Genomic DNA, 26,732 nt, shown 5'->3' with positions numbered 1-26,732 from the left:
CCGACCACCACGTCGGCGGGCAACGACGGGGCCGGCGGAGGCAACTGGTTCCCGTCCCACGACGGGCCCGCGGTCGATCCCTCCGCCGGACCTCCGGGCGTGGCGCCGGGAGGCGGGCAGGAACCGCCCCAGGGCCGTCCTCTCGTGCCCGCAGAGCCCCGGGAGCGAATACGGCAGTCGGCGGAGTCGACGCGCCTTCAGGGAGCCCCTCAGGGCCCCTCCACTGGACAGCGCGCGGCGCCAGGCTCCTTCCCCACCGCGACCGGGCATCCCGCACCCGGCTCCTTCGAAGAGCGCGTCCCGCCACCGCGGAGCGCTCAGCAGCCGCAGAGCGCCTCTCCGGACGCGGTCCGCATCCGCGGCACCATGGCCGAGATCGGTCCGATCGCCGACAAGGTCACCTCGTACTTCTACGCACTGCTCTTCGTCCGCCACCCCGAACTGCGCTCGCTGTTCCCGGCCGCCATGGACACCCAGCGGGACCGGCTGCTGAAGGCGCTGCTCACCGCGGCCGAGCACATCGACAACCCGCCCGTCCTGGTCGAGTACCTCCAGAACCTGGGACGCGGCCACCGCAAGTACGGCACCAGGCCCGAGCACTACCCGGCCGTCGGGGAGTGCCTCATCGGCGCACTCAGCAAGTACGCCGCGGGCAGCTGGGATCCCGAGACGGAGGCGGCCTGGGTACGGGCGTACACGACGATGTCCCAGGTGATGATCGACGCGGCGGCCACGGACGAACTGCGCGCGCCGGCCTGGTGGCACGCGGAGATCGTCGCCCACGACCTCAGGACCGCGGACGTCGCGGTGCTCACACTCCGTCCGGACCAGCCGTACCCCTTCCTTGCCGGGCAGTACGCGAGCCTGGAGACACCTTGGTGGCCGCGCGTGTGGCGGCACTACTCCTTCGCCTCCGCGCCCCGCTCGGACGGCCTGCTCACGTTCCATGTGAAGGCCGTCCCGGCAGGCTGGGTCTCCAACTCACTGGTGCACCGTGCCCGCCCCGGTGACGTCGTCCGCCTCGGCCCGGCCGGTGGCTCGATGACCGTCGACCACATGCGGGACAGCGGACTGCTCTGCCTGGGCGGCGGCACCGGCATCGCGCCCATCAAGGCGATGGTCGAGGACATCGCCGAGCGCGGCTCGCGCCGCCCGGTCGAGGTGTTCTACGGCGCCCGTACCGACCACGACCTCTACGACATCGACACCCTGCTCCGGCTCCAGCAGAGCCATCCCTGGCTCGCGGTCCGTGCGGTCGTCGACCAGCGGGCTCACCTCCAGCTCCCCGACGCCATCCGCGGCTACGGCCCGTGGATCGAGTACGACGCCTATCTCTCGGGTCCGCCCGGCATGATCCGCAACGGGATCACCGCGCTACGGGCCGCCGGCATTCCCGCGCACCGCATCCGGCACGACTCGGTCGAGGAACTGGTCGTCGTCGGCGACTGACCCGTCACCCGAGATCCGGGGCGTGCATGGCCCGCACGCCCTCGATGTTGCCGTCCAGGTAGTGCCGCAGCGACAGCGGTACGAGATGGACGGAGGCGATCCCGACACGGGTGAACGGGACACGCACGATCTCGTACTCGCCGGCGGGCTCGTCGACTTCAGGACCGTGCCGAAGGGCCGGGTCCATGGACTCCAGCCGGCAGACGAAGAAGTGCTGCACCTTCACACCGGTCGCGCTGCCGCTCTCACCGATGTGCTCCACGGTGTCCACGAAGCAGGGCACCACGTCGGTGATCTTGGCGCCGAGCTCCTCGTCCACCTCGCGGTGCAGGGCATCGACGACGGTGGCGTCCTCCGGCTCGACCCCGCCACCAGGCGTAACCCAGTAGGGATCGACACCGGGCTTGGTGCGCTTGATCAGAATCAGGTCGTCGCCGTCCAGGAGAACGGCACGGGCGGTGCGCTTGACCACGGGTCGGACGGTCATGGGAGAAATGTGGCCCAGCTGGTTCCACGTGAAACATCGCGAAGCGCCACCGTACGGCCGCATTGAGTCAACTCCGCAGGATGTGCTCAGCCCCAGTCCGCGGACGCCTGCTGGAGCCACTCGTGCGCACGTGCCACATGCGGCATGGCGAGCGTGCCGGTACGCACCACGAGGAAGTACGTCCGAAGCGGAGGCACTGCGGGATCGTGCAGCGACACGACCTCACCGCGGTCCAGGGCGTACGTGCACAGATACCGGGGCAGCACGGCGAGGCCGGCACCCGCGACCGCGCAGGCGAGGACCGCGCGCAGATCCGGCACCACGACCGTGCCCGAGGCGGCCGGCCGCGTGTCGAAGACGGAACCCCAGTAACGCGAGACGAACGGCAGCGACTCGTGGACCTCGACGACCGGGAGGTTGTCCAGGGCGGCGGCGCCCTTGCCGCGCACCATGCCGTCGCCGATTTCCTCGGCCCAGCGCGGAGCGGCGACCAGTACATGCTCCTCGTCGCAGAGCGCGGCGGCGGTGAGCAGGGCGCCGCGCGGCCGGACCGTACTGATGGCCAGGTCATGGTGACCGGCGGACAGCCCCTCCAGGGTTTCCTCGGCGTTCCCGAACGAGGCACGCAGTGCGAAGCCCTGCCCGTCGTCTCCGGCGAGCTCCGCGAGAGCGGGAAGGGCGCGCTCGGCGGTGAACTCGGGCGGTCCGGCGAGGTGCAGGGTACGCACCGAGGAGTCGTCGTCGAGACCGCGTTCCGCTATCTCCACGAGGGCGTCGAGATGCGGGGCGGCCTTGTGGGCGAGTTCGTCGCCGATGGTCGTGGGGGTCACCCCGCGGGCCTGGCGCAGGAAGAGCGGTCGGCCCAGTTGCCGTTCCAGGGTCCGGATCTGGGAGGTCACGGCGGGCTGCGAGAGGCCGAGCAGGGCCGCGGCGCGGGTGAAGGAGCCGGCCCGGTGCACGGTGACGAAGGTGCGCAGCAAGGTCAGATCCATCGCACGCCCTTCCCTTCGGCCTGCCCTTTTCCGCCTCCGGACAGGCCTTCAACTATAAATAAGTCGATAGGTCTCTGTCGCTACAGTGATTGGACACTGACGCAGAGTCAACTAGCCTTGGTCGCGCGGTTCTTGGCGCGCGAGAACCGGGACGGTCCGAGCCACGAGGGGGGAGGCTCGGACCGTCCGTTATGCGTAGCCGGACCCGTGGGGGCGTCCGTAATCCGGTCACCGGTCCGACTCGTCGAGGGCGCGCAGTACATCGGCCACGAGGTCCTCGGGGTCCTCGGCCCCGACCGAGAGCCGGACGAAGCCGTCCGGCACGTCGTCCCCGCCCCAGCGGCGCCGCCGCTCGGCCGTGGAACGCACTCCGCCGAAGCTCGTCGCGTCGTCGACCAGCCGCAGGGACTCGAGAAAGCGCTCGGCACGCGTGCGCGTGGGCAGCGTGAAGGAGATCACCGAGCCGTAGCGGCGCATCTGCTGCGAGGCGATCTTGTGCGCGGGGTCGTCGGGCAGTCCCGGGTAGCGCAGGGCGGTCACCTCGGGCCGCTCACGCAGTGCCTCCGCGAGCAGCAACGCGGTCGCGTTCTGCCGGTCCACCCGCAACTGGAGGGTGGCGAGGGAGCGATGGGCCAACCAGGCTTCCATCGGTCCCGAGATCGCCCCGATGATCTTGCGCCAGCGGCGTACGGCGGCCATGGCCGCCGCGTCGCGCCCGGCGACGTACCCCAGCAGGACGTCCCCGTGGCCGGTGAGCTGCTTGGTGCCGCTGGCCACGGAGAAGTCGGCGCCCAGCGCCAGCGGCCGCTGGCCGAGCGGGGTGGCGAGGGTGTTGTCGACGGCGACCAGGGCGCCACGTGCGTGTGCCGCCTCGGCGAGCCGCCGGATGTCGCAGACGTCGAGCCCGGGGTTGCACGGCGACTCGATCAGCAGCAGCTTCGCACCGTCCAGGACGTCGAGCTGCGCGTCGCCGGCGGTCGGTGCGGTGCGTACCTCGATGCCGTACGCCTCCAGCTGGGCTCGGACCAGCGGCAGCACCTGGTAGCCGTCGGAGGGCAGGACGACCGCATCCCCGGCGCTCAGCTGGGAGAAGAGCACCGCGGCGATCGCCGCCACACCGGAGGCGAACACCAGCGTCTCGACGCCCGCGTCGCCGGGTGCCTCCAACTCGCCGATGGCCCGCTCCAGATGGGTCCAGGTCGGGTTCTCGTCGCGGCCATAGGCGTACGGGCCGCTCACCTCGCCCGGCAGATGGAAGTGCGCGGCGAAGACCGGCCCGGGCAGGGTCGGCTCGTTCTTGACCGGTTCGGGCAGGCCCGCGCGCACCGCGCGCGTGCCCTCGCCCATCGTCGCGTCGCTCATGCCGCTGTCCCCTCCGCTTCGGCCCGTACCGCGGCGAGCAGACCCGTACTCGCCGCCTCCACCATCTCAAGACACTCCTCGAAGCCGTCCAGACCGCCGTAGTACGGATCCGGTACGTCCGGGTCGTCGCCTGCCGCAGGGTCGAACGAGCGCAGCAGCCGGACCTTGCGCGCGTCCTCCTCGGTGGGCGCGAGGCGGCGCAGCGCCTTGAGGTGGCCGGAGTCGAGGGCGATCACGAGGTCGAGGCGGGCGAACCACGACGCCTGGAACCGGCGGGCGGTGTGCTCGCTGTCGTAGCCGTGCTCCTCCAGGACGCGGGCGGTGCGCGGGTCGGCGCCGTCGCCCTCGTGCCAGCCGCCGGTGCCGGCGCTGTCGGCCTCCACGCGGTCGTCGAGCCCGGCCTCGGCCACGCGGGCGCGGAAGACGGATGCGGCCATCGGGGAACGGCAGATGTTGCCGGTGCAGACGAAGCAGACGCGGTAGGTCATCGGGTTCTCAGTCCGAGTCGGGAAGGATCATGTTGAGGGCCCAGGACACGATCGAGATGATCAGACCGCCGAGGACGGCCGTCCAGAAGCCCTCCACGTGGAAGCTCAGGTCGAGCTTGTCGCACACCCACGAGGTCAGCAGCAGCATCAGCGCGTTGACCACCAGGGTGATCAGGCCGAGCGTGAGGATGAACAGCGGGAAGGTCAGGACCTTCACGATCGGCTTGACCAGGAAGTTGACCAGGCCGAAGACCAGGGCGACCAGGATCAGCGTCCAGACCTTCTTGGCGGTGCTGTCGCCGGTCAGGGTGATCTTGTCGAGCAGCCATACGGCGACCGCCAGGGCGCCCGCGTTGGCGATCGTCTTGACTACGAAATTCTTCATGTGTCTGATCGTGACAGAAGAGATCGGATGCAAATAGTGAGGCGAGGGCGACAACTGCGATGAAGGCATTCCGGCTGGACGAACTGGAGGCGGAGCGCGCCGCCAACGACGGGGCCTACCTGCAGTTCCTGCGCGAGCGGAACATGTCGGTCGGCCTCTACGCCCTCGACGCGGGCTCGCACGACCCGCAGCAGCCGCACAACCAGGACGAGGTCTACTTCGTCGTCAGCGGCCGTGCCGCGATCACCGTGGGCATGGAGACCACGCAGGTGGCCCGGGGCAGCGTGGTGTACGTGCCGGCCGGGGTGGCCCACAAGTTCCATCACATCAGCGAGGATCTGCGGGTTCTGGTCGTCTTCTCTCCCCCCGAGGCCTGACCCCGGCCTCGGGGTTCCCTAGGGGAAGGGTCAGGGGAGGACAAGGGATCCCGGGCCTCCGTACGACCCCTTCGCGGCTCTAGCATCGGGTGCGGGACATCGCATCGTGCGGGACGCACGAGACCGTACGTGCCGGAGCGCACGAGAAAGCGGAGGACAGGGCAATGCGAGAGATCTTCACAGGTCTGCCGTGGTGGGTGAAGTGGATCGCGGTGCCGGTCATCGCGCTGGTGGTGTTCGGCGGCCTGATCACGGCCGTGATCGGTTGGGTGGTCTTCCTGCTCTTCAAGCTGCTGATCTTCGTGGCGCTGGTCGGCGGACTGATCTACATCGTGCGGAAGTTCATGTCGAACTCCTCGTCGAAGAGCGACTGGTGAGGACCGCGGGAATCGGTGGCCGGTAATCAGGAGTCACCGGTTCCCTCGGGCGAGGGAAGTTTCCCGTACGGGCCGACCGGGAGCGTCGGCGGACGGTTAGAGTCGCTGACCCCCTCGCGCTCCGGGAGTGACTCTTGGCCACGCTTGACGCCACCTCCGCACCCACGGAACACCCTCCGCCCCCGACCCAACGCAGTTCCGGCACACCCCCCGTGCAGCGGCCGGCCTCCCCGGCCGTCCCCGCGCAGCCGCATACGGCCACCCTCATCGGCTCCGTGCAGCGCGCGATGCGCCTGCTGGAGTGCGTCGCCGGACACGAACACGGCGCCCCCGCCAAACAACTGGCCCGCGCGACCGGCCTCGCCCTGCCCACCGCGTACCACCTGCTGCGCACCCTGGTCCACGAGGGCTACCTGCGCCGTGACAAGGGGCTGTTCTTCCTCGGTGAGGCGGCGGAGCGGCTGAGCAGCAGCGGAGCGCAGCAGAAACGTCGCAGCGCGGTCGTCGACACCCTCGCCCACTGGCGGGATTCGATCGGTGTCCCGGTGTACTACGCCATGTACCGGGACGGCGAGATCGAGGTCATGAGCATCTCCGACTCCCCGGCCGCCCCGGCGGTCGAGGAGTGGGCCGGCTTCCGTGAGACCGGGCACGCGCACGCCGTCGGCCAGTGCCTCCTCTCCCAGCTGGACCAGGACGTCCGCCGCGACCATCTCCGCCGCTATCCCGCGCGGCCCCTCACCCCGTACACGGTCCGTGACGACCAGACACTGCTGCGACGGCTGGAACGGACGCGGCGGATGGAGCCGGTGGTGGAGCGCCAGGAGTACGCACTGGGGACGGTGTGTGCGGCGATCCCCCTCACCGTCGGCACGACGGCCGCCACGATCGCCATCTCCCTCCCCCTCCACCAGGCCGACCGGCTGCTGCCCGCCGTCCGGCAGTTGCAGGCCGAAGTGGGCCGGCACCTGGGGTCCCTGGCCATCGCTATCAGTATCTGAAAACTCACTCCTTGTGATCTCCCGTGTACTTTCAGCAAGATTTGACCACCAGCAAAGGGATAAAACCCGGCCAGTCGGTGTCATATGACGGGGTAGGCAATGCGCGAGTCCGTACAAGCAGAAGTCATGATGAGCTTTCTCGTCTCGGAGGAGCTCTCCTTCCGCATCCCCGTGGAGTTGCGCTACGAGACCTGTGATCCCTATGCCGTCCGGCTCACCTTCCATCTGCCCGGGGACGCCCCGGTGACCTGGGCCTTCGGCCGGGAGCTGCTGATCGACGGGGTGGGGAGGCCGTGCGGGGAGGGCGATGTGCACATCGCGCCCGCCGATTCCGAGGTGCTGGGAGAGGTGCTGATCCGGCTTCAGGTCGGCGGCGACCAAGCGGTGTTCCGCTCCTCCGCGCCCCCGCTGGTCGCCTTCCTCGACCGCACGGACAAGCTGGTGCCGCTCGGCCAGGAGGGCTCGCTCGCCGACTTCGACGCCCACCTCGACGACGCCCTGGACCGCATCCTGGCCGAGGAGCCAAGCGCCGGGTGAAGCGCCACGGCACGGAGCCGCGCGCCGCTCGGCCGGGCCGTGTGAGGACACGCAGGAACGCTTCTGCGCGTCCGTGCGCGGCCCCTGCCGGAATGCTTCTCCTTAGGTGCACCGTCCGCGCCCCCACCTCGTGGACGGCCTTCTCCCGGGCCGTCCACCGCGCCTCACCGCTTGCGGCGCCGCCCCCGCCCGCCGCGCGCCGCGGCCGGCGCGGCCGGCGCGGCCTCCACGGGTACGGGCGTCCCGGCGCCCGGCCGGTCGGCCGACACCACCAGGGCCGCGAGCAGCGTGGTGACCGGAACCGAGGCGACCAGGCCGATCGAGCCGACCAGGGTGCGCACGATCTCCTCGGCCACCAGTTCGCTGTTGGCGACCGTGGCCACACTGCTCTGCGCGATCGAGAAGAGCAGCAGCAGGGGCAGCGCGGCGCCCGCGTAGGCCAGCACGAGAGTGTTGACGACGGAGGCGATGTGGTCGCGGCCGATGCGGATGCCCGCCCGGTACAGCCCGCGCCAGCCCATCGTCGGGTTGGCCTCGTGCAGTTCCCAGACGGCCGAGGTCTGGGTCACCGTCACGTCGTCCAGGACACCCAGCGAACCGATGATGACACCGGCCAGCAGCAGGCCGCTCATGTCGATCGAGGGGTACAGGCCGTGGATCAGGCCGGTGTTGTCGTCGGTGTTGCCGGTGAGCGCGGCCCAGTCGATGAACTCCGAGCCGAGCAGGCCGATCAGGCACAGGGAGACCAGCGTGCCCAGCACCGCCACCGAGGTCCGGGCCGACAGCCCGTGACAGATGTACAGGGCGATCAGCATGATGGCGCTCGACCCGACCACCGCCATCAGCAGCGGATTCGAACCCTGCAGGATCCCCGGCAGGATGAACATGGTCAGCACCAGGAAGCTGACGGCCAGCGCGACCAGCGCCATCACACCGCGCAGCCGGCCCACCACCACGACGGCGAGCGCGAAGATCCCGGCCAGCAGGGCCATCGGGAACTTCCGGGTCACGTCGGTGACCGAGTACTGCAGGTCCTTGGGGGCGGAGGGCTCGTACGCGGCCACGACCTGCTCGCCCTCGTGCAGTTGCCGTGACTGGTCGGGCTGCACGATCTCGGTGAAGGTACGGCCCTTGTCCTTGCCGGTGTCGACCCGGACCGTGGCCTTCTTGCAGGTACTGTCCTCCTCCTTCGAGGACGTGCCGTCGGCTGTGGAGGCGTCGCCGGTCGAGCCGCCTCCGGAGGCGTTGACCGACTTGCAGCTGACCGAGACGACCTTGGTGACCGTCGCCGCCTGCGTCTGGCGGTCGAAGCCGACGCCGGTGCGCTCGTGGGGCGGGGCGCCGCCGGGCCACAGCACCACCAGGCCGACCACGACCGCCGCGGTGAAGGGGATGAGGATCGCCGCGATGACCTTGCGCAGATGCTTGGAGACGGGCGCGGCGGGACCGTGGCTGTGGCTGTGCCCGTGCGAGTGGCCGTGACCGCCGCCGGGCCCGGAGCCGCTCTGGTCGGGGCCGGGAGCGGGCGAGTGGCCCTGGGCCTGGCCGTGGGCCCCGTGGCCCCCGTTGCTCTGGGCCTCGTCGTGGCCGTGGGCATGGCCGTTGTCGTGATGGTGGGCGTGGCTGAGAGCCTGCCCGCGGTCGTACTGCTCGCCCTGCCCATGGGTGTGTCCGTCACCGGCACCAGGGCCCCCGTGGCCGGGTCCGCCGCCCTGCGGGGCGCCGTTGCCGCGCCGCGGGTCTGGGGGCGGATAGGGGTGCTGCTGTGTCGAGGTCACCGCCCGATCATCGCAAGAACGGCAGGGGCCCTCTGTTCACCGCGCCCGAATTGACGCTAGCGTGGAGGCACCTTTGCACACGCGGGAGCTCGGAGCACCGGGCTGAGAGGGCGCTGACCTCCGTATTCGCGATGTTTCACGTGGAACGAGTGATGTTTCACATGGAACGCCGCCCGACGGAAGCCGCTGCGTCGACCGCCGAACCTGTTACCGGGTAATGCCGGCGTAGGGAGTAGGTCTCATGACCAACAAGGACGTACGCACGCCTGCCTTCAGCCAGGACGAACAGCCCGTTGCGGGCGAAAAGTCCCCGGAGGCCGGGAAGTCCATCGGCTGGCACAAGGGGTATGTCGAGGGCTCCCGCCCCGACCTGCGGGTGCCGGTCCGTCAGGTGCATCTCACCAACGGGCAGTCGGTCACGCTCTACGACACCTCGGGCCCGTACACCGATCCGCTCGTCGAGACCGATGTCCGCCGGGGTCTGTCGCCGCTGCGGGAGAACTGGATCGTCGCCCGGGGCGACACCGAGGAGTACGCGGGCCGGCCCGTCCGTCCCGAGGACGACGGGATCAAGCACACCTCGCCGCGCGGTGGCCTGCGCAACCTGGACGCGGTCTTCCCGGGCCGCCCGCGCCAGCCGCGCCGAGGCCGGGGAGGCGAGCCGGTGACGCAGCTCGCGTACGCCCGCCGGGGCGAGATCACCCCGGAGATGGAGTACGTGGCCATCCGCGAGAACGTTTCTCCCGAGGTGGTCCGCGAGGAGATCGCGGCGGGCAGGGCCGTACTGCCCGCCAACGTCAACCACCCGGAGATCGAGCCGATGATCATCGGGAAGCGGTTCCTGGTGAAGGTCAACGCCAACATCGGCAACTCCGCGGTCACTTCCTCCATCGAGGAGGAGGTCGAGAAGATGACCTGGGCGACCCGCTGGGGCGCCGACACGGTCATGGACCTCTCCACCGGCCGCAACATCCACACCACCCGCGAATGGGTGCTGCGCAACTCCCCCGTCCCCATCGGCACGGTGCCGCTCTACCAGGCGCTGGAGAAGGTCGACGGCAGGGCCGAGGAACTGACCTGGGAGATCTACAAGGACACGGTGATCGAACAGGCCGAGCAGGGCGTGGACTACATGACCGTCCACGCGGGCGTGCGCCTGCCGTACGTGCCGCTCACCGCCAACCGCAAGACCGGCATCGTCTCGCGCGGCGGCTCGATCATGGCGGCCTGGTGCCTCGCGCACCACAAGGAATCGTTCCTGTACGAGAACTTCGAGGAACTCTGCGAGATCCTCGCCGCCTACGACGTCACGTACTCGCTGGGCGACGGGCTGCGCCCCGGCTCCATCGCGGACGCCAACGACGAGGCCCAGTTCGCGGAACTGCGCACGCTGGGGGAACTCAACCGGATCGCCAGGCGTTTCCATGTACAGACGATGATCGAAGGCCCGGGCCATGTCCCGATGCACAAGATCAAGGAGAACATCGACCTTCAGCAGGAGATCTGCGATGAAGCTCCGTTCTATACGCTCGGCCCGCTGACCACGGACGTCGCGCCGGCGTACGACCACATCACCTCGGGCATCGGTGCCGCGATGATCGCTTGGTGGGGCACGGCGATGCTCTGCTACGTCACGCCGAAGGAGCACCTGGGCCTGCCCAACCGGGACGACGTCAAGACCGGCGTGATCACCTACAAGATCGCAGCCCACGCGGCCGACCTCGCCAAGGGCCACCCGGGCGCGCAGGAGTGGGACGACGCGCTGTCCGACGCCCGCTTCGAGTTCCGGTGGGAGGACCAGTTCAACCTCGCCCTGGATCCGGACACGGCCCGCGAGTTCCACGACGAGACGCTTCCGGCGGAGCCGGCGAAGACGGCCCACTTCTGCTCCATGTGCGGGCCGAAGTTCTGCTCGATGAAGATCTCCCAGGACATCCGCCGTGAGCACGGCGGGAGTCGGGCCGAGGTCGAGGCGGGTATGGCGCAGAAGTCGAAGGAGTTCGCGGCGGCGGGGAACCGGGTGTATCTGCCGATCGCGGACTGACGGCGGAATCGGGAGCGTGCCGGAGCCCTGGGAGGCGCGGTGCCCGTCGGCCTTCCCCGACACGGTCTCGTGGACCGGGTGTCCGGCCTGCGCCCCCTCGGCGGGGGCGCAAGCCGGGTTATTCCGGCTGGTGTTCCGGGCCTCCGAAGTCCGGGCTGGTGTAGTCCGGGCTGGTGAAGCTCGGGCGGGGGGCGGGTGCGGCGCCGTCGTCGGTGCTGAAGCCGGGGCGGTCGTAGCCGAGACGCGGCATCCGGCCCGCCGGGCCCGAGGGGGCGGTGCGGCGCAGGCCGGCCGTGCCGGAGTCGGCGGCCAGCGCCTCCCGCAGGAAGGGCAGGATGCCGCGTTCCAGCAAGGCGTCCCGCCAGGCCTCCCGGGCCTTGGCCACCTCCCCGCCGGGTTCGCCGTAGGCTCCGGCCTCCAGCGAGGGGCTGTTGCGCAGTGCGGTGAGCAGCAGCCCCGCGCCGGCCATGATGATGGCGGCCGCGGTCACGACGCCGAACACCCAGCCCGCGGTGAGCATGGTCTGGGCGAACGCCGGAGCCGGGTCCAGCATCTTCAGGACGTAGCCGAAGAGCAGGAAGATCGCCGCGGCGGTGCCGGCGAGCACCGGCGCCAGGACCAGGGCGAGGGCGAAGCCCCCGGCACCGGTGGTCTCGGCGGCCTCGCCGATGGTGGTGGCGAGCCCCATCGCACCGCCCGGGCCCGGTTCCGCGGAACCGGAGTCCTGGACGGCGGCCGGGGTGGACCGCGCAGGATTGCGCAGTTCCTCGCGGACCTTCACGTAGTGCTGGTACTCGGTCGCCGCGGCCGCCGCGATCAGTGCGGTGGCGTTGAGCGCCATGGTGCGCAGCTGTTCGGTGTTCAGACGCTGGCCTATACCGGCCAGTTCGGGACGGTAAGGGGCGGAGCGCAGCGCCTCGTCGAGGATCCGCTCGTAATCCTGGCGGTCCTCGCTGTGCAGGTGCTGCGGAACGCTGTTCATGTGCATCCCCCGATGCTCCGTAGGGCTGGTGGCTCGCACGCCGGCGAACCGTCGGGCAGAAACGGAGGGGAGCCTGCTACGGATAAACCGATGGTAGAGCCGTTACGGCACGCGGTGACAGGGGGTTGCCGGAAATTGGGGGTGGCCCGTGTGTGACGTCGGGGGGATGAAACCGCCCGCCTGACGCTCAGGCGTTCAGCGGGAGTTGCCTCACCAGCAGCTTTCCGGCCATGGTCACGCCGCCGTCCATGGCGATGGCGAGTCCGTCGGCGTAGACGTGCGGTCCTTCCACAACGGGGCCGCTGTCCTCTTCGCCCTCCTCGGAGCCGACTTCGCCCAGCAGATAGGGAATCGGGCTGTGTCCGTGAACGATGCGGGTACCGCCGTACGTATCGAGGAGGGAACGGACTGCGTCTGCACCCCCCTCGTCGCGGAAGGAGAAGCGCTTGGTGAACTTGCGGAAGAGATCCCACACCTCGTCCGCGTCATTGCGCGTGATGGTCTCGCGGACCGTGTCGTTGACCGCCTCGATCGAGTCGCCGTAGTCGAGGTAGGCGGTGGTGTCGGAGTGGACCAGCAGGTAGCCGTCGACCTCCTCGACGGCGTCCAGCCGGGCCATCCACTGGAGGTGGTGGTCCTGGAGCCGGTCCATGTCGGTCTTCTGGCCGCCGTTGAGCAGCCAGGCCGCCTGGAAGGTGGCGGTGCCCGCGCCGGAGTTGACCGGTGTGTCGCCGAACCGCTTGGCGCCGAGCAGCAGCAGCTCGTGGTTGCCCATGAGGGCCTTGCAGTAGCCGCCGGCCGCCGCCGCCTCGGCGGACAGCCGCATCACCAGGTCGATGACGCCGATACCGTCCGGACCCCGGTCGGTGAAGTCGCCGAGGAACCAGAGCCGGGCGACGCCCGCGCACCAGTGCCCGTCCGCGTCGATCAGGCCCTGTTCCCGCAGCGCGGCGAGCAGCTCGTCGAAGTAGCCGTGCACGTCACCGACGACGTACAGCGGGCCGGGCTCGTCCGCGGGCTGCGCGGCCGGTTCGACGGGCGTCTGGAGCGTGTCGCCGCGGTTGATGACCGGCAGGTCGCGCTGGGTGGGCGTGTACCCGTCCGGATACCCCTCGGGGTACATGTCGTCGACCGCCGGGACGACGTCACCGGGGTGGGTGCTGGCGGCGTACGGACCGGTCTCGTTGACGTACCCGGGCACCCGGAAGTCGCGCAACGTCGCCGTCCGCTCCGCCTCGGGTCCCTGACCGGCCCCCTGAGTCATCAGACCCCTCCACCATCGCGCCGCATCTGCACCGCTTCGGACTGCCTGGTCGCAGCGGCCCGCGGTGTCGTGGGCCCATCATAGGAATGCCCGTCGCGCCGTGTGATGACCCAGGGGTGGTGAATCCGGGCAGGACTCCAGTTCAGCGTGGCTTTCGCCCCGGTTGGGCAGGGGTTCGACCACCAGCCGACCGGCTGCCGGCCGCCGTCCGACGACGCCCGGCAGCCGTGCCGCCCCGATCTCCGCGTGTCCGTGCTACTCCTCCTCCGGTGCCCGCGGCGGGCTGACCGTGGTGCGCTGCGCGCGTCGCTGGGAGGAGGTACGCACGATCAGTTCGGTCGGTATCACCTGCTCGACCGGCTGGTCCGACTCGACCCCCTCGATCGCGTCGATGAGCAGCTGCACCACCGCCGTGCCGATGCGGCGCGGCTTCAGGGAGAGCGTGGTGATGGGCGGCTCGGTGTTGGCGTACACGGTCGACTCGCTGCAGCACACCAGGAGCAGGTCGTCGGGGACGCGCAGTCCGTAGCGGCGGGCGGCGGCGAGCAGGTCGGTGCCGTTGGGGTCGAAGAGCCCGTAGACGGCGTCGGGGCGGTCCGGCCGGGCCAGCAGCCGGTCGGCGGCGACGGCGCCCGCGCACGGGTCGTGCGCCGGGTAGGCCTCGTAGACCGGGTCCTGGCCGACCCGCTCGCACCAGCGCAGGTAGGCGGTGGTCGACAGGTGCGTGTACGTGTCCGTCGTGGTGCCGGTGAGCAGGCCGATGCGGCGGGCGCCGGCGTCGGCGAGGTGGTCGAGGATGCCGAGTACGGCGGCCTCGTGGTCGTTGTCCACCCAGGCGGTGACCGGGAGCGAGCCGGCCGGGCGGCCGTCGGAGACCACCGGCAGGCCCTGCCGGACCAGTTCGCTGACCACCGGGTCCTGGTCGGAGGGGTCGATGACGACCGTGCCGTCCAGGGCGACGTTCGACCACACGTCGTGGCGCGAGGTCGCGGGCAGGATGACGAGGGCGTAGCCACGGGCGAGCGCGGCCGAGGTGGCGGCCCGCGCCATCTCGGCGAAGTACGCGAACTCGGTGAAGGTGAAAGGTTCATCCCCGTACGTCGTCACGGTCAGGCCGATGAGTCCCGACTTGCCGGTACGGAGGGTGCGGGCGGCGGCCGAGGGGCGGTACCCCAGCCGGTCGGCGACCTCTCTGACGTGGCGCCGGGTGGCATCCGGGAGCCGCCCCTTGCCGTTCAGGGCGTCGGAGACGGTCGTGATGGAGACTCCGGCGGCGGCGGCCACGTCTCTGATGCCCGCCCGGCCCGGCCGGCTGCCTCGCCGAGAGGTTTCCGCGCGGCTCACCTGGTGCTTCCCTGCTGCTGTCATGGCGAGCCGATAGTAGGGCTCATGCGGTGGGGTAGTGCGGACGCATATGCACGCGTTGACAGGCACGTTTCTGCAAGGTCAAACAGGGTCAACTTCCTTAGAAAGAAAGTCAGTTGAACGATCCAATAGGGAGACGTGACTTGTCGGCACGGATGGGCCTGCCAAGTGCCTGATGTCTCGAAGAGGTCTCAACTCACCTGCACGGGTGATGCGCGCTACGGCGTGAGCCACCGGCGCGTAGATATATGTAGGGCGCGCCCCCGATAAATGCGCCTTCGTGTGGTGATGCCCGTGATGCCAGTGGGACGGACGGGGTTCGCCGGTCCGGCGCTGCACCGGAACTTCCGCTGTACTCGGCGGCGCCGAATCCTCATAAGGTGAGCAGTATTGGATGCCGGCGGCGCGGACGGTCCGCCGGTGGTCGCGAGGAGGACTGCGGTGAGCGAGACGAGCCCCAAGCTGCGCGCCGAGCTGGAGGGTATCCCCACCTACAAGCCGGGCAAGCCGGCCGCGGCGGGCGGCCCGGTCGCGTACAAGCTCTCCTCCAACGAGAACCCGTATCCCCCGCTGCCCGGCGTGATGGAGTCCGTCACCGCGGCCGCCTCCTCCTTCAACCGCTACCCGGACCTGGCGTGCACCGGGCTGGTGAACGAGCTCTCGGACCGCTTCGGTGTCCCGCTCGGGCACCTGGCCACCGGCACCGGGTCGGTCGGTGTGGCCCAGCAGCTGATCCAGGCCACCAGCGGCCCCGGCGACGAGGTGATCTACGCGTGGCGGTCCTTCGAGGCTTATCCGATCATCACGCAGATCAGTGGCGCCCGGTCGGTCCAGGTGCCGCTCACTTCCGGCGACGTGCACGACCTGGACGCGATGGCCGACGCCATCACCGACCGGACCCGCCTGATCTTCGTCTGCAACCCCAACAACCCGACCGGTACGGTCGTGAAGCGGGCCGAACTGGAGCGGTTCCTGGACCGGGTGCCGAGCGACGTGCTGGTGGTCCTGGACGAGGCCTACCGGGAGTTCATCCGCGACCCCGAGGTGCCCGACGGCGTCCAGATCTACCGTGAGCGGCCGAACGTCTGCGTGCTGCGGACCTTCTCCAAGGCGTACGGCCTCGCCGGGCTGCGCGTCGGCTTCGCGATCGCGCACGAGCCGGTGGCCGCGGCGCTGCGCAAGACGGCGGTTCCCTTCGGCGTGAGCCAGCTCGCCCAGGAGGCGGCGATCGCCTCGCTGCGGGCCGAGGACGAGCTGCTGGGCCGGGTCGGCTCGCTGGTGTGCGAGCGGCAGCGCGTGGTCGAGGCGCTGCGCGGGCAGGGCTGGACGGTGCCCGAGACCCAGGCCAACTTCGTGTGGCTGCGGCTGGGGGAGCGTACGACCGCCTTCGCGCAGCTCTGCGAGGCGCACGGTGTGGTCGTCCGGCCCTTCCCGGGCGAGGGGGTGCGGGTGACGGTCGGCGAGACCGAGGCGAACGACATCTTCCTGAAGGTGACCGAGGCGTTCCGCAAGGAGCTGTAGTGCCCGCGGGGCCGCGGCGGGGGCATCCCGCGGTCCGGCGGTGTCAGGTGCACGGGGTCGCACGGCCGGAACGAGGGCCGAGCGGCCCCGTTCGCATGCTCCGGTGGGGCCGGAAGGCTCAAGTGCGACCCCCCTTCGATGTTCGAGAGTGAGTGCGCCATAATGGCTTGTGAATGTGAATGCATTCACAAGCGCGTCCCGTTTGTTCCGTGATGTACGCGACAAAGGGGGCGAAGTGCCGCTGTACCACGGCGACGTAAGGAGACTGACGACGTGTACCTGGCTCTGGCGCCGGAGACACTGGCGCGCTGGCAGTTCGGCATCACCACCGTCTACCACTTCCTGTTCGTCCCGCTGACGATCTCGCTGGCCGCCCTCACGGCCGGCCTGCAGACCGCCTGGGTGCGCACGGAGAAGGAGAAGTACCTCAGGGCGACCAAGTTCTGGGGCAAGCTCTTCCTGATCAACATCGCGATGGGTGTGGTCACCGGCATCGTGCAGGAGTTCCAGTTCGGCATGAACTGGTCCGACTACTCACGGTTCGTCGGTGACATCTTCGGTGCTCCGCTCGCCTTCGAGGCGCTGATCGCCTTCTTCTTCGAGTCCACCTTCATCGGGCTGTGGATCTTCGGCTGGGACAAGCTGCCCAAGAAGATCCACCTGGCCTGCATATGGATGGTCTCCATCGGCACGATCCTGTCCGCGTACTTCATCCTCGCGGCCAACTCGTGGATGCAGCACCCCGTCGGCTACAAGATCAACAAGGCGAAGGGGCGGGCCGAGCTCACCGACTTCTGGGCCGTCCTCACCCAGAACACCGCGCTGGCCCAGGCCTTCCACACGCTGAGCGCCTGCTTCCTCACCGGCGGCGCGTTCATGGTCGGCATCGCCGCCTTCCACCTGTTCCGCAAGAAGCACATCAGCGTGATGAAGACCTCGCTGCGGCTCGGCCTGATCACCGTGGTCATCGGCGGTCTGCTCACCGCGGTCAGCGGCGACACCCTCGGCAAGGTCATGTTCAAGCAGCAGCCCATGAAGATGGCCGCCGCCGAGGCCCTGTGGGACGGCCAGAAATCGGCGCCGTTCTCGATCTTCGCCTACGGCGACGTGAGCAAGGGCCACAACACCGTGGAACTCTCCGTCCCGGGCGTGCTGTCGTTCCTCGCGGACGACGACTTCAACTCGTACGTGCCCGGCATCAACGACACCAACAAGGCCGAGCAGCAGAAGTACGGCGCCGGCGACTACCGGCCCATCGTCCCGGTCACCTTCTGGGCGTTCCGCTGGATGATCGGCTTCGGCATGGCCTCCTTCGCCATCGGCCTCGCCGGGCTCTGGCTGACCCGCAAGAAGTTCATGCTGCCGCAGCACCTGCGGGTCGGTGAGGACGACGTGCCGAACCTGGTCCTCTTCAGGAACAAGGCGCTCAGCCCCAAGCTCGGCAGGCTCTACTGGCTGGTGGCGATCTGGACACTGGGCTTCCCGCTGATAGCCAACTCCTGGGGCTGGATCTTCACCGAGATGGGCCGCCAGCCCTGGGTCGTCTACGGCGTCCTGCAGACCCGCGACGCGGTCTCCCCCGGCGTCTCCCAGACCGAGATCCTCATCTCGATGATCACCTTCACCGCGCTGTACGCCGTCCTCGCCGTCGTCGAGGTCAAGCTGCTCGTGAAGTACGTGAAGGCGGGCCCGCCCGAACTCACCGAGGACGACCTCAACCCGCCCACGAAGATCGGCGGCGAGGCCCGTGACGCCGACAAGCCGATGGCCTTCTCGTACTAGGCCGAGGGAGACGCAGTCATGGAACTTCACGACGTCTGGTTCGTCCTGATCGCCGTCCTGTGGACCGGCTACTTCTTCCTGGAGGGATTCGACTTCGGGGTCGGCATCCTCACCAAGCTGCTCGCCCGGGACCGCCTGGAGAAGCGGGTGCTGATCAACACGATCGGCCCGGTCTGGGACGGCAACGAGGTGTGGCTGCTCACTGCGGGCGGCGCGACCTTCGCCGCCTTCCCCGAGTGGTACGCCACGCTCTTCTCCGGCTTCTACCTGCCGCTGCTGGTCATCCTGGTCTGCCTGATCGTCCGGGGCGTCGCCTTCGAGTACCGGGCCAAGCGCCCGGAGGAGAACTGGCAGCGCAACTGGGAGACCGCGATCTTCTGGACCTCGCTGATCCCGGCGTTCCTGTGGGGCGTGGCCTTCGGGAACATCGTGCACGGGGTGAAGATCGACCGGAACTTCGAGTACGTCGGCACCGTCTGGGACCTGCTCAACCCCTACGCCCTGCTGGGCGGACTGGTGACGCTGACCCTGTTCACCTTCCACGGCTCGGTGTTCACCGCGCTCAAGACGGTCGGTGACATCCGGGTGCGGGCGCGGAAGCTGGCGACCAAGGTCGGGGTCCTCGCCGCCGCACTGGCGCTGGCCTTCCTGCTGTGGACCCAGGTCGACAGCGGTGACGGCAAGAGCCTGGTGGCGCTGGTCGTGGCGGCCGTCGCACTGGTGGCCGCCCTCGGCGCCAACCTGCGGGGCCGTGAGGGATGGGCGTTCGCCTTGTCCGGCGTGACCATCGTGGCCGCCGTGGCGATGCTCTTCCTTTCGCTCTTCCCGAACGTCATGCCGTCGTCGCTCAACGGGGACTGGAACCTCACGGTCACCAACGCCTCGTCGAGCCCGTACACCCTGAAGATCATGACGTGGCTCGCGGCGATCGCCACGCCGCTCGTCATGCTCTACCAGGGCTGGACCTACTGGGTGTTCCGGAAGCGGATCGGTACGCAGCACATCGCGACCGAAGCCGCGCACTGAGTCCGAGGAGTGGGTGTTTCACGTGAAACACCCACTCCGGGTCGAAGGGCATGTTTCACGTGAAACCAATTGATCCTCGTCTGCTGCGTTACGCCCGTGCCACCCGGCTCTTCCTGGTGGCCGTCGTCGGCCTCGGTGTCGTAGGCGCCGGGCTGGTCATCGCCCAGGCCATGCTGATCGCCGAGGTGGTCGTCGGTGCCTTCCAGCACGGTCACTCGGTCTCCGAACTCCGCACCCCCCTACTGCTGTTGGTGGCTGTGGCCGTCGGCCGGGCGGTGGTCTCCTGGCTCACCGAACTCGCCGCGCACCGGGCGAGTGCGGCGGTCAAGTCCGAGCTGCGGGGCCGGCTCCTCGAGCGTGCCGTGGCGCTCGGTCCCGGCTGGCTGAGCGGACAGCGGACCGGGTCACTGGTCACCCTCGCGACGCGCGGGGTCGACGCCCTCGACGACTACTTCTCGCGCTATCTGCCGCAGTTGGGGCTGGCGGTGGTCGTACCGGTCGCGGTGCTGGCCCGGATCGTCACCGAGGACTGGGTGTCCGCGGCGATCATCGTCGGGACCCTGCCGCTGATCCCGCTCTTCATGGTCCTGATCGGCTGGGCCACCCAGTCCCGGACGGAACGTCAGTGGCGGCTGCTGTCCCGGCTCTCCGGGCACTTCCTGGACGTGGTCGCCGGGCTGCCGACGCTGAAGGTGTTCGGCCGGGCCAAGGCGCAGGCCGAGTCCATCCGGCGGATCACCGGCGAGTACCGGCAGGCGACCATGCGGACGCTGCGGATCGCCTTCCTCTCCTCGTTCGCGCTGGAACTGCTCGCCACGCTGTCGGTGGCGCTGGTCGCCGTGACCATCGGCATGCGGCTGGTCCACGGCGACATGGACCTGTACATCGGGTTGGTCATCCTGGTCCTGGCGCCCGAGGCGTATCTGCCGTTGCGGCAGGTGGGCGCCCAGTTCCACGCGGCGGCGGAGGGGCTGGCGGCGGCGGAGGAGATCTTCGCGGTGCTGGAGACGCCGGTGCCGGTGTCCGGGGCCGGTGCGGTGCCCAGCGGTGCCGCTCTGGCCTTCGACGGGGTGACGGTCCGCTACCCGGGGCGCTCGGCGGACGCGGTGACCGACGTGTCGTTCACGGTCGATCCCGGGGAGACCGTCGCGCTGGTCGGCCCGAGCGGTGTGGGCAAGTCGACGCTGCTGAACGTCCTGTTGGGGTTCGTGCGGCCGGAGCGGGGGCGGGTGCGGGTCGGGGACGCAGATCTCGCCGACGTCGACCTGGCGGAGTGGCGGTCGCGGATCGCGTGGGTGCCGCAGCGGCCGCACCTGTACGCCGGGACGATCGCCGAGAACGTGCGGCTCGCGCGTCCCGACGCGGACGATGACGCCGTCCGGGGGGCGTTGCGGGACGCCGGGGCGCTGGAGTTCGTGGATGCGCTGCCGGAGGGGGCGGAGACGGTGCTCGGCGAGGACGGGGCCGGTCTGTCCGCGGGGCAGCGGCAGCGGCTGGCGTTGGCGCGGGCGTTTCTGGCCGACCGGCCTGTGCTGTTGCTGGACGAGCCGACGGCTGCGTTGGACGGGGTGACCGAGGGGGAGGTCGTGGCGGCGGTACGGAGGCTCTCCGAGGGGCGGACCGTGTTGCTGGTGGTGCACCGGCCGGCGTTGCTGTCGGCGGCGGACCGGGTGGTGCGGCTCTCCGGCAGCGAGGTCCCCAGGGGGCTCCGCCCCCTGGCCCCCCAGAACCTTCGCCCACCCACCACCCGACTCGGTCAGTCGGAAGGTGAGGTCGCGGAGGGGCTCGGTGGGCTGGGAAGCGAGCACTCGGACCGGCTCGGACGATCGGGACACGGGGTTGTGGAGCGGCTCGGCCAGCGCGAGGGCGAGGTTGCGGAGCGGCTCGGTGGGCTCGGCAGCGAGGGTGTGGAGCGGCTTGGGGTGTGGGAAGGCGAGGGCGTAGGGCGGCCTGGAGGGTGGGAAGGCCCGGGCGGAGAACAGGTTGGGTGGGCTGTGGGTGGGTCTGTGGAGTCGGTGTCCGGGGGGTGGCGGAGTGTGCTTGGTCGGGTTCGGGCGGCCTCCGGGGCGCGGCGGGGGCGGTTGTTGCTTGCGCTTCTGCTGGGGGCTCTCGCGCTCGGCAGTGCCGTCGGGCTGATGGCGACCTCCGGGTGGCTGATCTCGCGGGCCTCGCAGCAGCCGCCGGTGCTGTATCTGATGGTCGCCGTGACGGCCACGCGGGCCTTCGGGATCGGGCGGGCCGTGTTCCGGTACGGCGAGCGGCTGGTGTCCCACGACGCGGTGCTGCGGATGCTGGCCGACACGCGGGTCGCCGTGTACCGGCGGCTGGAGCGGCTCGCGCCCGCCGGGCTGCGGACGACGAGGCGGGGCGATCTGCTCAGCCGGCTGGTCGCCGACGTGGACACCCTCCAGGACTACTGGCTGCGGTGGCTGCTGCCCGCCGGAGCCGCGGTGGCGGTGTCCGCCGGGGCCGTGGGCTTCACGGCATGGCTCCTGCCCGAGGCCGGGGCCGCACTCGCGGTGGGGCTGCTGGCGGCCGGTGTCGGCGTTCCGCTGGTGACCTCGGCGGTGGCCCGGCGCGCCGAGCACCGGCTGGCACCGGCCCGCGGGCTGCTCGCCACCCGGGTCACCGACCTGCTCACCGGCACCGCCGAACTGACCGTCGCCGGCGCGCTGCCGGCCCGCACCGACGCGGCCCGGCGGGCCGACGGCACGCTCACCCGGATCGCCTCGCGCGGGGCCGCGGCCACCGCACTCGGCGACGGGCTGACCGCGCTGCTGACCGGCCTGACCGTCGCGGCCACCGCGCTGCTGGGGGCCCAGGGGGTCGCCGACGGCCGGCTGAGCGGGGTCGCGATGGCGGTCGTCGTGCTCACGCCGCTGGCCGCCTTCGAGGCCGTACTGGGTCTGCCCCTGGCCGTGCGGCACCGGCAGCGGGTGCGCAGGAGCGCCGAGCGCGTCTACGAGGTGCTGGACGCGCCCGAGCCTGTGCGGGAGCCGGAGCGGCCGCGTCAGGCGCCCGCCGCGCCCTTTCCCGTCGTCCTGAAGGGCCTGACGGCCCGGTACCCGGGGCAGCCGCGGGACGCGCTCGGCGGGCTCGACCTGACCCTGCACGAGGGGCGCAGGGTGGCCGTGGTCGGCGCGTCCGGCGCCGGGAAGTCGACCCTCGCCCAGGTCCTGCTGCGGTTCCTCGACCCGGGCGCGGGCTCCTACACGCTCGCCGGTGTGGACGCGTACGGCATGGACAGCGACGACGTACGGCGGCTCGTCGGGCTGTGCGCCCAGGACGCGCACCTCTTCGACAGTTCCGTGCGGGAGAACCTGCTGCTGGCCCGGAAGGGCGCCACCGAGGAGGAGTTGCGGGACGTGCTGGGCCGGGCCCGGCTGCTCGACTGGGTGGACGGGCTGCCCGACGGGCTCGACACCCTCGTCGGCGAGCACGGGGCGCGGCTGTCCGGCGGGCAGCGGCAGCGGCTGGCCCTCGCCCGGGCACTGCTCGCCGACTTCCCGGTGCTGGTTCTGGACGAGCCGGCCGAGCATCTCGACCTGCCCACGGCGGACGCGCTCACCACGGACCTGCTGGCCGCCACCGAGGGCCGTACGACACTGCTGATCACGCACCGGCTGGCGGGCCTGGCGGCCGTGGACGAGGTGATCGTCCTCGACGCGGGTCGGGTGGTGCAGCGCGGGAGCTACGCGGAGTTGGCCGCCACGGCCGGACCACTGCGCGACATGGCGGAGCGGGAGGCCGCGGCGGATTCGCTGGTGGGAGCGCGGTAGCCCCGCGCTGCGGGCGTCTCAGGCGCGGGCGGCGAGCAGCTGCTCGATCACGACGGCCACCCCGTCCTCGTTGTTGGCGACCGTGCGGCCGGAGGCGGCGGCGACCGCGGCGGGGTGGGCGTTGCCCATGGCGTACGACTGGCCGGCCCAGGTCAGCATCTCGACGTCGTTGGGCATGTCCCCGAAGGCGACGACCTCCGCGGGCGAGATGCCGCGCTCGGCGCACTCCAGGGCGAGTGTGCTGGCCTTGGAGACGCCCGGGCCGCTGATCTCCAGCAGGGCACTGGGGCTGGACCGGGTGACGGTGGCGCGCTCGCCGATGGCGAGGCGGGCGAGCGTGAGGAACGCGTCGGGGTCCAGGTCGGGGTGGTAGGCGAGGATCTTGAGCACGGGCTCGCCGGCGCTCGGACCGTCGGCCGCGAGGATCTCCTCGGCGACGAGCAGGTGGTCCGGTATCTCCAGGTGCAGCTTGGGATAGGCCGGCTCCTGGTGGAAGCCGTACGTCTGCTCGATCGCGTACACGGTGCCGGGCGCGGCCTCGCGCAGCAGCCGTACCGCGTCCAGCGCGTTCTCCCGGGCCAGGTCGCGCACCTTCACGAAGCGGTGGGCGCCGGGGCCGCCGTGCAGGTCGACCACGGCCGCGCCGTTGCCGCAGATCGCCAGGCCGTGGCCGTGGACGTGGTCGCTGACGACGTCCATCCAGCGGGCCGGGCGGCCGGTGACGAAGAAGACCTCGACACCGGCCTCCTCGGCGGCGGCCAGCGCGGCGACCGTCCTCGGGGAGACCGACTTGTCGTCGCGCAGCAGGGTGCCGTCGAGATCGGTGGCGATCAGCCGGGGCGGGGTCGCGAAGGCAGGGGTCTCGGGCTGTCGGGTCGCTGAGGTCACCGGGCCATTCTCGCGCATATGCCCGCACGGCCGTGCGGGCGGTCGCACAGATGAGACACAGACGACTCCGGAGGGTCCTCGGCCGCGCCTCAGGCGAGTTGGGCCGGGGCCTCCATGGCGATCTGCTCGAAGACCTTCTGCTCGGCCGCGAAGTCCGAGTCGGGGATGGGCCAGTGGATCACCAGCTCGGTGAAGCCCAGCTCCTGGTGGCGGCCGGCGAAGTCCACGAAGGCGTCCAGGGACTCCAGGGGACGGCCGCGGTCCGGGGTGAACCCGGTGAGCAAGATCTTGTCCGGTTCCGCCACGTCCCGGCCGATCGCCGCGCAGGCCTCGCCGAGCTTCCCGAGCTGTCCGCGGAGTGCCTCGACCGACTGCTCGGGCGTGCCGTTCTCGTACAGCTTCGGGTCGCCGGTGGTCACCCACGCCTGGCCGTGGCGCGCGGCAAGCTTCAGCCCGCGCGGGCCGGTGGCGGCGACCGCGAAGGGCAGCCGGGGCCGCTGCACACAGCCCGGAATGTCACGCGCCTCGTGGGCCGAGTAGAACTCGCCCTCGTACGTCACGGAGTCCTCGGTGAGCAGCCGGTCGAGCAGCGGCACGAACTCGGCGAACCGGTCGGCGCGCTCGCGCGGGGTCCACGGCTCCTGGCCGAGCGCGGTGGCGTCGAAGCCGTTGCCGCCCGCGCCGATGCCGAGGGTGACCCGGCCGCCGGAGATGTCGTCGAGGGAGATCAGCTCCTTCGCGAGGGGCACCGGATGCCGGAAGTTCGGCGAGGTGACGAGCGTGCCGAGGCGCAGTCGGTCGGTGACGGCCGCGGCGGCGGTCAGCGTCGGGATCGCCCCGAACCACGGGCCGTCCCGGAAGCTGCGCCAGGACAGGTGGTCATAGGTGTAGGCGGTGTGGAAGCCCAGTTCCTCGGCCCGCGTCCAGGCGGTGCTGCCGCCCTCGCTCCAGCGGCGGTACGGGAGGATCACGGTGCTCAGACGCAGACTCATGCGTCCGAGACTAAGGGGACCCGGCGACGGCGGACGAAACGGTCACCGTATGCGGCTGTTCAGCCACGGCGTGAGCAGGCCGACGGCGAGGTGCTCCTTGTCAGTGCGGATCGGGGAAGCGCAGGTACTTCGGCGGTACGGTCCGGGTCAGCCACACCCCGTTCGCGCTGATGTGGAAGACGTGCCCGTCCCGGTGCATCGTGCCCGCGTCGACCGACAGCACGACCGGGCGCCCGCGCCGGACACCGACCCGCGTCGCGGTCTCCCTGTCCGCCGACAGATGCACGTCGTGCCTGTTCATCGGCCTGAGGCCCTCGTCCCGGATCGCCTCCAGGTTCCGTGCGACGGTGCCGTGGTACAGGTACGGCGGCGGGGTCGCCGGGGGCAGTCCGAGGTCGACGTCGATGCTGTGGCCCTGGCTGGCGCGGATCCGGGTGCCCTCGATCGCGAACCGCTGCTTGTCGTTGGCGGCGACGACGTGGTCCAGCTCCTCGCGACTGACCGGGAAACCGTGTGCCGCTACCGCCGCGAGCAGCGCGTCGATCTCCACCCAGCCCGCCTCGTCCAGGCTGAGCCCGATGCGTTCGGGCTGGTGGCGCAGGTGTTTCGAGAGGTACTTCGACACCTTCACGGTGCGCCGCTCGTCCTGCGTTCCTTCGTTGTGTCTCGCGTTCATGCCATCAGCGTGCCGGGCGAGACGCGGATCACGCAGATATTTTTCGCCGCGGGTTTGATCCACAACCAAGTGCGGTTATCCACAAGGAAATTGGCCGAGTTGTGGACAAGTACTGGGCATTTCACGGTGTTTCGTCAAGATCGTTAACAGGGCTGTGATCTGTGGTGATGGCGTCCAACTGCCGTGCGCCGACCTCGCGTTCGGCCGCCAGTGCGATGAACTCCGCGATGCGGTCCGGGCCAACGAGACGTCGCACGGCCTCGATCGTCCCGGCGGGGAGGGACACGGGACGCGTCTCGTCCGGGGCTTTCGGCTGGTCCCCCGCGCCGAGCTGCCGACGGACCTCGCGGGGCGCGAACAGGCGCATGGCGCGGGCCAGTTCGGCGTCCATCGTCTGCCGGGCCAGCGGGCGCAGGCGCCGTACGAGCGAGGCCGCTTCGGCCGCGCCGGCGTCGGTGCGGTGGCCTGGGTCGTCGAGGTAGCGGGCGAAGACATGCTCGGTGGTGAACTCCAGGAAACGGGACGCTATGTGCTCGACCTGGAGTCTCAACTCCCGCAGGTGCTCCGAGATCGCGAGGAGGGGGACGCCGGCCGCGTACAACTCGGCTGCCACGGCCAGCTCCTGGGGGCTGGGGACGAGGAAGGAGCCGGGGTCGTCGGCCACCGGTTCCAGCACGCCGAGTGCCACGGCCTCGGCCACGGCCGCGTCGTCGGGGGTGCCGCCGAAGCGGGCGTCGAGATCGGCGCGGGTCAGGCGCACCGGTTCCTCGTCGGTCCAGGGGCCCTCGGCCTCGGTGACCAGCCCGAGGACGCCGGCCAGACCGCGGCCGGTGTCCCAGGCGTCGAGCAACTCCTTGATGGAGGCGAGGGTGTAGCCGCGGGAGAGGAGGTCGGCGATCTGGTGGAGGCGGGTGAGGTGGGCGTCGGAGTAGAGGTTGGCGCGGCCCCGGCGTTCGGGGCGGGGGAGCAGGCCCTTGTCCTGGTAGGCGCGGATGGTTCGGACGGTGGTGCGGGAGAGGTGGGCGAGGTCCTCGATGCGGTGGGTGGGGGTGGCCGGGGGCTCGGTCATGTGGGGTTCCTTGGATGGTGCGGCCGGGCGGGGGCCGGGGGGTGGGGACGCTTGCCGGCGCCGGCCGGGTGCCGCCGCGCCCACCCGTGCCGCCCCAGCGGCACGACTGCC

The 26,732-nt window shown here is 70.6% G+C and carries 23 protein-coding genes and 1 riboswitch; of the genes, 10 read left to right on the top strand and 13 right to left on the bottom strand.

Going from position 1 to position 26,732, the window contains the following annotated elements:
* Positions 1-366 precede the first annotated feature (366 nt).
* A complete protein-coding gene (locus tag ACGF5O_RS17680) occupies positions 367-1,449 on the top strand; it encodes a globin domain-containing protein (RefSeq protein WP_393810785.1) in 1,083 nt (360 codons plus the stop codon).
* 4 nt (positions 1,450-1,453) lie between these two features.
* On the opposite strand, the gene ACGF5O_RS17675 is transcribed toward ACGF5O_RS17680, so the two are convergent.
* The 5 genes from ACGF5O_RS17675 to ACGF5O_RS17655 form a co-directional block, all read right to left on the bottom strand.
* Positions 1,454-1,936: an NUDIX domain-containing protein gene (locus ACGF5O_RS17675; RefSeq protein ID WP_393810784.1), complete on the bottom strand. Its 483-nt coding sequence runs from the start codon at positions 1,934-1,936 to the stop codon at positions 1,454-1,456.
* 86 nt (positions 1,937-2,022) lie between these two features.
* Complete coding sequence (locus tag ACGF5O_RS17670) at positions 2,023-2,928, bottom strand: LysR family transcriptional regulator (RefSeq protein ID WP_393810783.1); 906 nt, start codon at positions 2,926-2,928, stop codon at positions 2,023-2,025.
* A 228-nt stretch (positions 2,929-3,156) separates the two neighbouring features.
* Positions 3,157-4,290 (bottom strand): cystathionine gamma-lyase, encoded by a 1,134-nt coding sequence (locus ACGF5O_RS17665; protein ID WP_393810782.1) that lies wholly within the window; start codon positions 4,288-4,290, stop codon positions 3,157-3,159.
* Complete coding sequence (locus ACGF5O_RS17660; protein WP_393810781.1) at positions 4,287-4,778, bottom strand: low molecular weight protein-tyrosine-phosphatase; 492 nt, start codon at positions 4,776-4,778, stop codon at positions 4,287-4,289. The genes ACGF5O_RS17665 and ACGF5O_RS17660 overlap by 4 nt, the downstream gene beginning before the upstream one ends.
* A gap of 7 nt (positions 4,779-4,785) precedes the next feature.
* A complete protein-coding gene (locus ACGF5O_RS17655) occupies positions 4,786-5,163 on the bottom strand; it encodes a phage holin family protein (protein ID WP_393810780.1) in 378 nt (125 codons plus the stop codon).
* Positions 5,164-5,222: 59 nt separating this feature from the next.
* Here ACGF5O_RS17655 and ACGF5O_RS17650 point away from each other — a divergent pair, with 59 nt between their 5' ends.
* From ACGF5O_RS17650 to ACGF5O_RS17635, 4 genes are all read left to right on the top strand, one after another.
* Positions 5,223-5,540, top strand: coding sequence for a cupin domain-containing protein (locus ACGF5O_RS17650; protein WP_089100494.1), 318 nt, complete (start codon positions 5,223-5,225; stop codon positions 5,538-5,540).
* A 164-nt stretch (positions 5,541-5,704) separates the two neighbouring features.
* Positions 5,705-5,917 carry a DUF5326 family protein gene (locus ACGF5O_RS17645; protein WP_393810779.1) on the top strand — a complete coding sequence of 71 codons (213 nt, stop codon included), beginning with the start codon at positions 5,705-5,707 and terminating at the stop codon, positions 5,915-5,917.
* A 275-nt stretch (positions 5,918-6,192) separates the two neighbouring features.
* Positions 6,193-6,918 (top strand): IclR family transcriptional regulator, encoded by a 726-nt coding sequence (locus tag ACGF5O_RS17640; protein WP_393811084.1) that lies wholly within the window; start codon positions 6,193-6,195, stop codon positions 6,916-6,918.
* 99 nt (positions 6,919-7,017) lie between these two features.
* A complete protein-coding gene (locus ACGF5O_RS17635; RefSeq protein WP_362580710.1) occupies positions 7,018-7,455 on the top strand; it encodes an SsgA family sporulation/cell division regulator in 438 nt (145 codons plus the stop codon).
* 164 nt (positions 7,456-7,619) lie between these two features.
* Here ACGF5O_RS17635 and ACGF5O_RS17630 read toward each other — a convergent pair whose 3' ends face one another.
* Positions 7,620-9,233 carry a YibE/F family protein gene (locus ACGF5O_RS17630; protein ID WP_393810778.1) on the bottom strand — a complete coding sequence of 538 codons (1,614 nt, stop codon included), beginning with the start codon at positions 9,231-9,233 and terminating at the stop codon, positions 7,620-7,622.
* Between the two features lie 71 nt (positions 9,234-9,304).
* A riboswitch (TPP riboswitch) is annotated at positions 9,305-9,482 on the top strand.
* Between ACGF5O_RS17630 and thiC the strand changes: the two genes are divergently transcribed.
* Complete coding sequence (gene thiC, locus ACGF5O_RS17625) at positions 9,475-11,277, top strand: phosphomethylpyrimidine synthase ThiC (protein ID WP_393810777.1); 1,803 nt, start codon at positions 9,475-9,477, stop codon at positions 11,275-11,277. Its footprint overlaps the riboswitch before it by 8 nt.
* A gap of 118 nt (positions 11,278-11,395) precedes the next feature.
* Here the strand turns inward: thiC and ACGF5O_RS17620 are convergent, their stop codons facing one another.
* The 3 genes from ACGF5O_RS17620 to ACGF5O_RS17610 all read right to left on the bottom strand — a co-directional run bounded on the left by ACGF5O_RS17620 (position 11,396) and on the right by ACGF5O_RS17610 (position 14,891).
* Positions 11,396-12,265: a hypothetical protein gene (locus ACGF5O_RS17620; protein ID WP_393810776.1), complete on the bottom strand. Its 870-nt coding sequence runs from the start codon at positions 12,263-12,265 to the stop codon at positions 11,396-11,398.
* A gap of 181 nt (positions 12,266-12,446) precedes the next feature.
* A complete protein-coding gene (locus tag ACGF5O_RS17615; protein ID WP_393810775.1) occupies positions 12,447-13,523 on the bottom strand; it encodes a metallophosphoesterase in 1,077 nt (358 codons plus the stop codon).
* 255 nt (positions 13,524-13,778) lie between these two features.
* Entirely contained in the window at positions 13,779-14,891 is a 1,113-nt protein-coding gene (locus tag ACGF5O_RS17610) for a LacI family DNA-binding transcriptional regulator (protein WP_362580719.1), read from the bottom strand.
* A gap of 438 nt (positions 14,892-15,329) precedes the next feature.
* Between ACGF5O_RS17610 and hisC the strand changes: the two genes are divergently transcribed.
* The 4 genes from hisC to cydD all read left to right on the top strand — a co-directional run bounded on the left by hisC (position 15,330) and on the right by cydD (position 22,996).
* On the top strand, positions 15,330-16,409 hold the full coding sequence (hisC, locus tag ACGF5O_RS17605; RefSeq protein ID WP_393810774.1) for a histidinol-phosphate transaminase: 1,080 nt from the start codon (positions 15,330-15,332) through the stop codon (positions 16,407-16,409).
* A 273-nt stretch (positions 16,410-16,682) separates the two neighbouring features.
* Positions 16,683-18,191: a cytochrome ubiquinol oxidase subunit I gene (locus ACGF5O_RS17600; protein WP_393810773.1), complete on the top strand. Its 1,509-nt coding sequence runs from the start codon at positions 16,683-16,685 to the stop codon at positions 18,189-18,191.
* Between the two features lie 18 nt (positions 18,192-18,209).
* Complete coding sequence (gene cydB / locus ACGF5O_RS17595; protein ID WP_393810772.1) at positions 18,210-19,217, top strand: cytochrome d ubiquinol oxidase subunit II; 1,008 nt, start codon at positions 18,210-18,212, stop codon at positions 19,215-19,217.
* A 50-nt stretch (positions 19,218-19,267) separates the two neighbouring features.
* Positions 19,268-22,996, top strand: coding sequence for a thiol reductant ABC exporter subunit CydD (cydD, locus tag ACGF5O_RS17590; protein ID WP_393810771.1), 3,729 nt, complete (start codon positions 19,268-19,270; stop codon positions 22,994-22,996).
* A gap of 18 nt (positions 22,997-23,014) precedes the next feature.
* Here cydD and ACGF5O_RS17585 read toward each other — a convergent pair whose 3' ends face one another.
* From ACGF5O_RS17585 to ACGF5O_RS17570, 4 genes are all read right to left on the bottom strand, one after another.
* Positions 23,015-23,902 carry an HAD-IIB family hydrolase gene (locus ACGF5O_RS17585; protein WP_393810770.1) on the bottom strand — a complete coding sequence of 296 codons (888 nt, stop codon included), beginning with the start codon at positions 23,900-23,902 and terminating at the stop codon, positions 23,015-23,017.
* A gap of 71 nt (positions 23,903-23,973) precedes the next feature.
* Complete coding sequence (locus tag ACGF5O_RS17580) at positions 23,974-24,876, bottom strand: LLM class flavin-dependent oxidoreductase (protein WP_393810769.1); 903 nt, start codon at positions 24,874-24,876, stop codon at positions 23,974-23,976.
* A gap of 100 nt (positions 24,877-24,976) precedes the next feature.
* Positions 24,977-25,552, bottom strand: coding sequence for an RNA 2'-phosphotransferase (locus tag ACGF5O_RS17575; protein WP_393810768.1), 576 nt, complete (start codon positions 25,550-25,552; stop codon positions 24,977-24,979).
* Between the two features lie 121 nt (positions 25,553-25,673).
* Positions 25,674-26,621, bottom strand: a complete 948-nt coding sequence (locus tag ACGF5O_RS17570) for a MerR family transcriptional regulator (protein ID WP_393810767.1) — start codon at positions 26,619-26,621, stop codon at positions 25,674-25,676.
* Positions 26,622-26,732: the final 111 nt, after the last annotated feature.

This window comes from Streptomyces sp. NPDC048291 (genome assembly GCF_043201715.1).
Taxonomy (GTDB): Bacteria; Actinomycetota; Actinomycetes; order Streptomycetales; family Streptomycetaceae; genus Streptomyces.
This window is presented reverse-complemented; position numbering and strand designations above follow the sequence as displayed.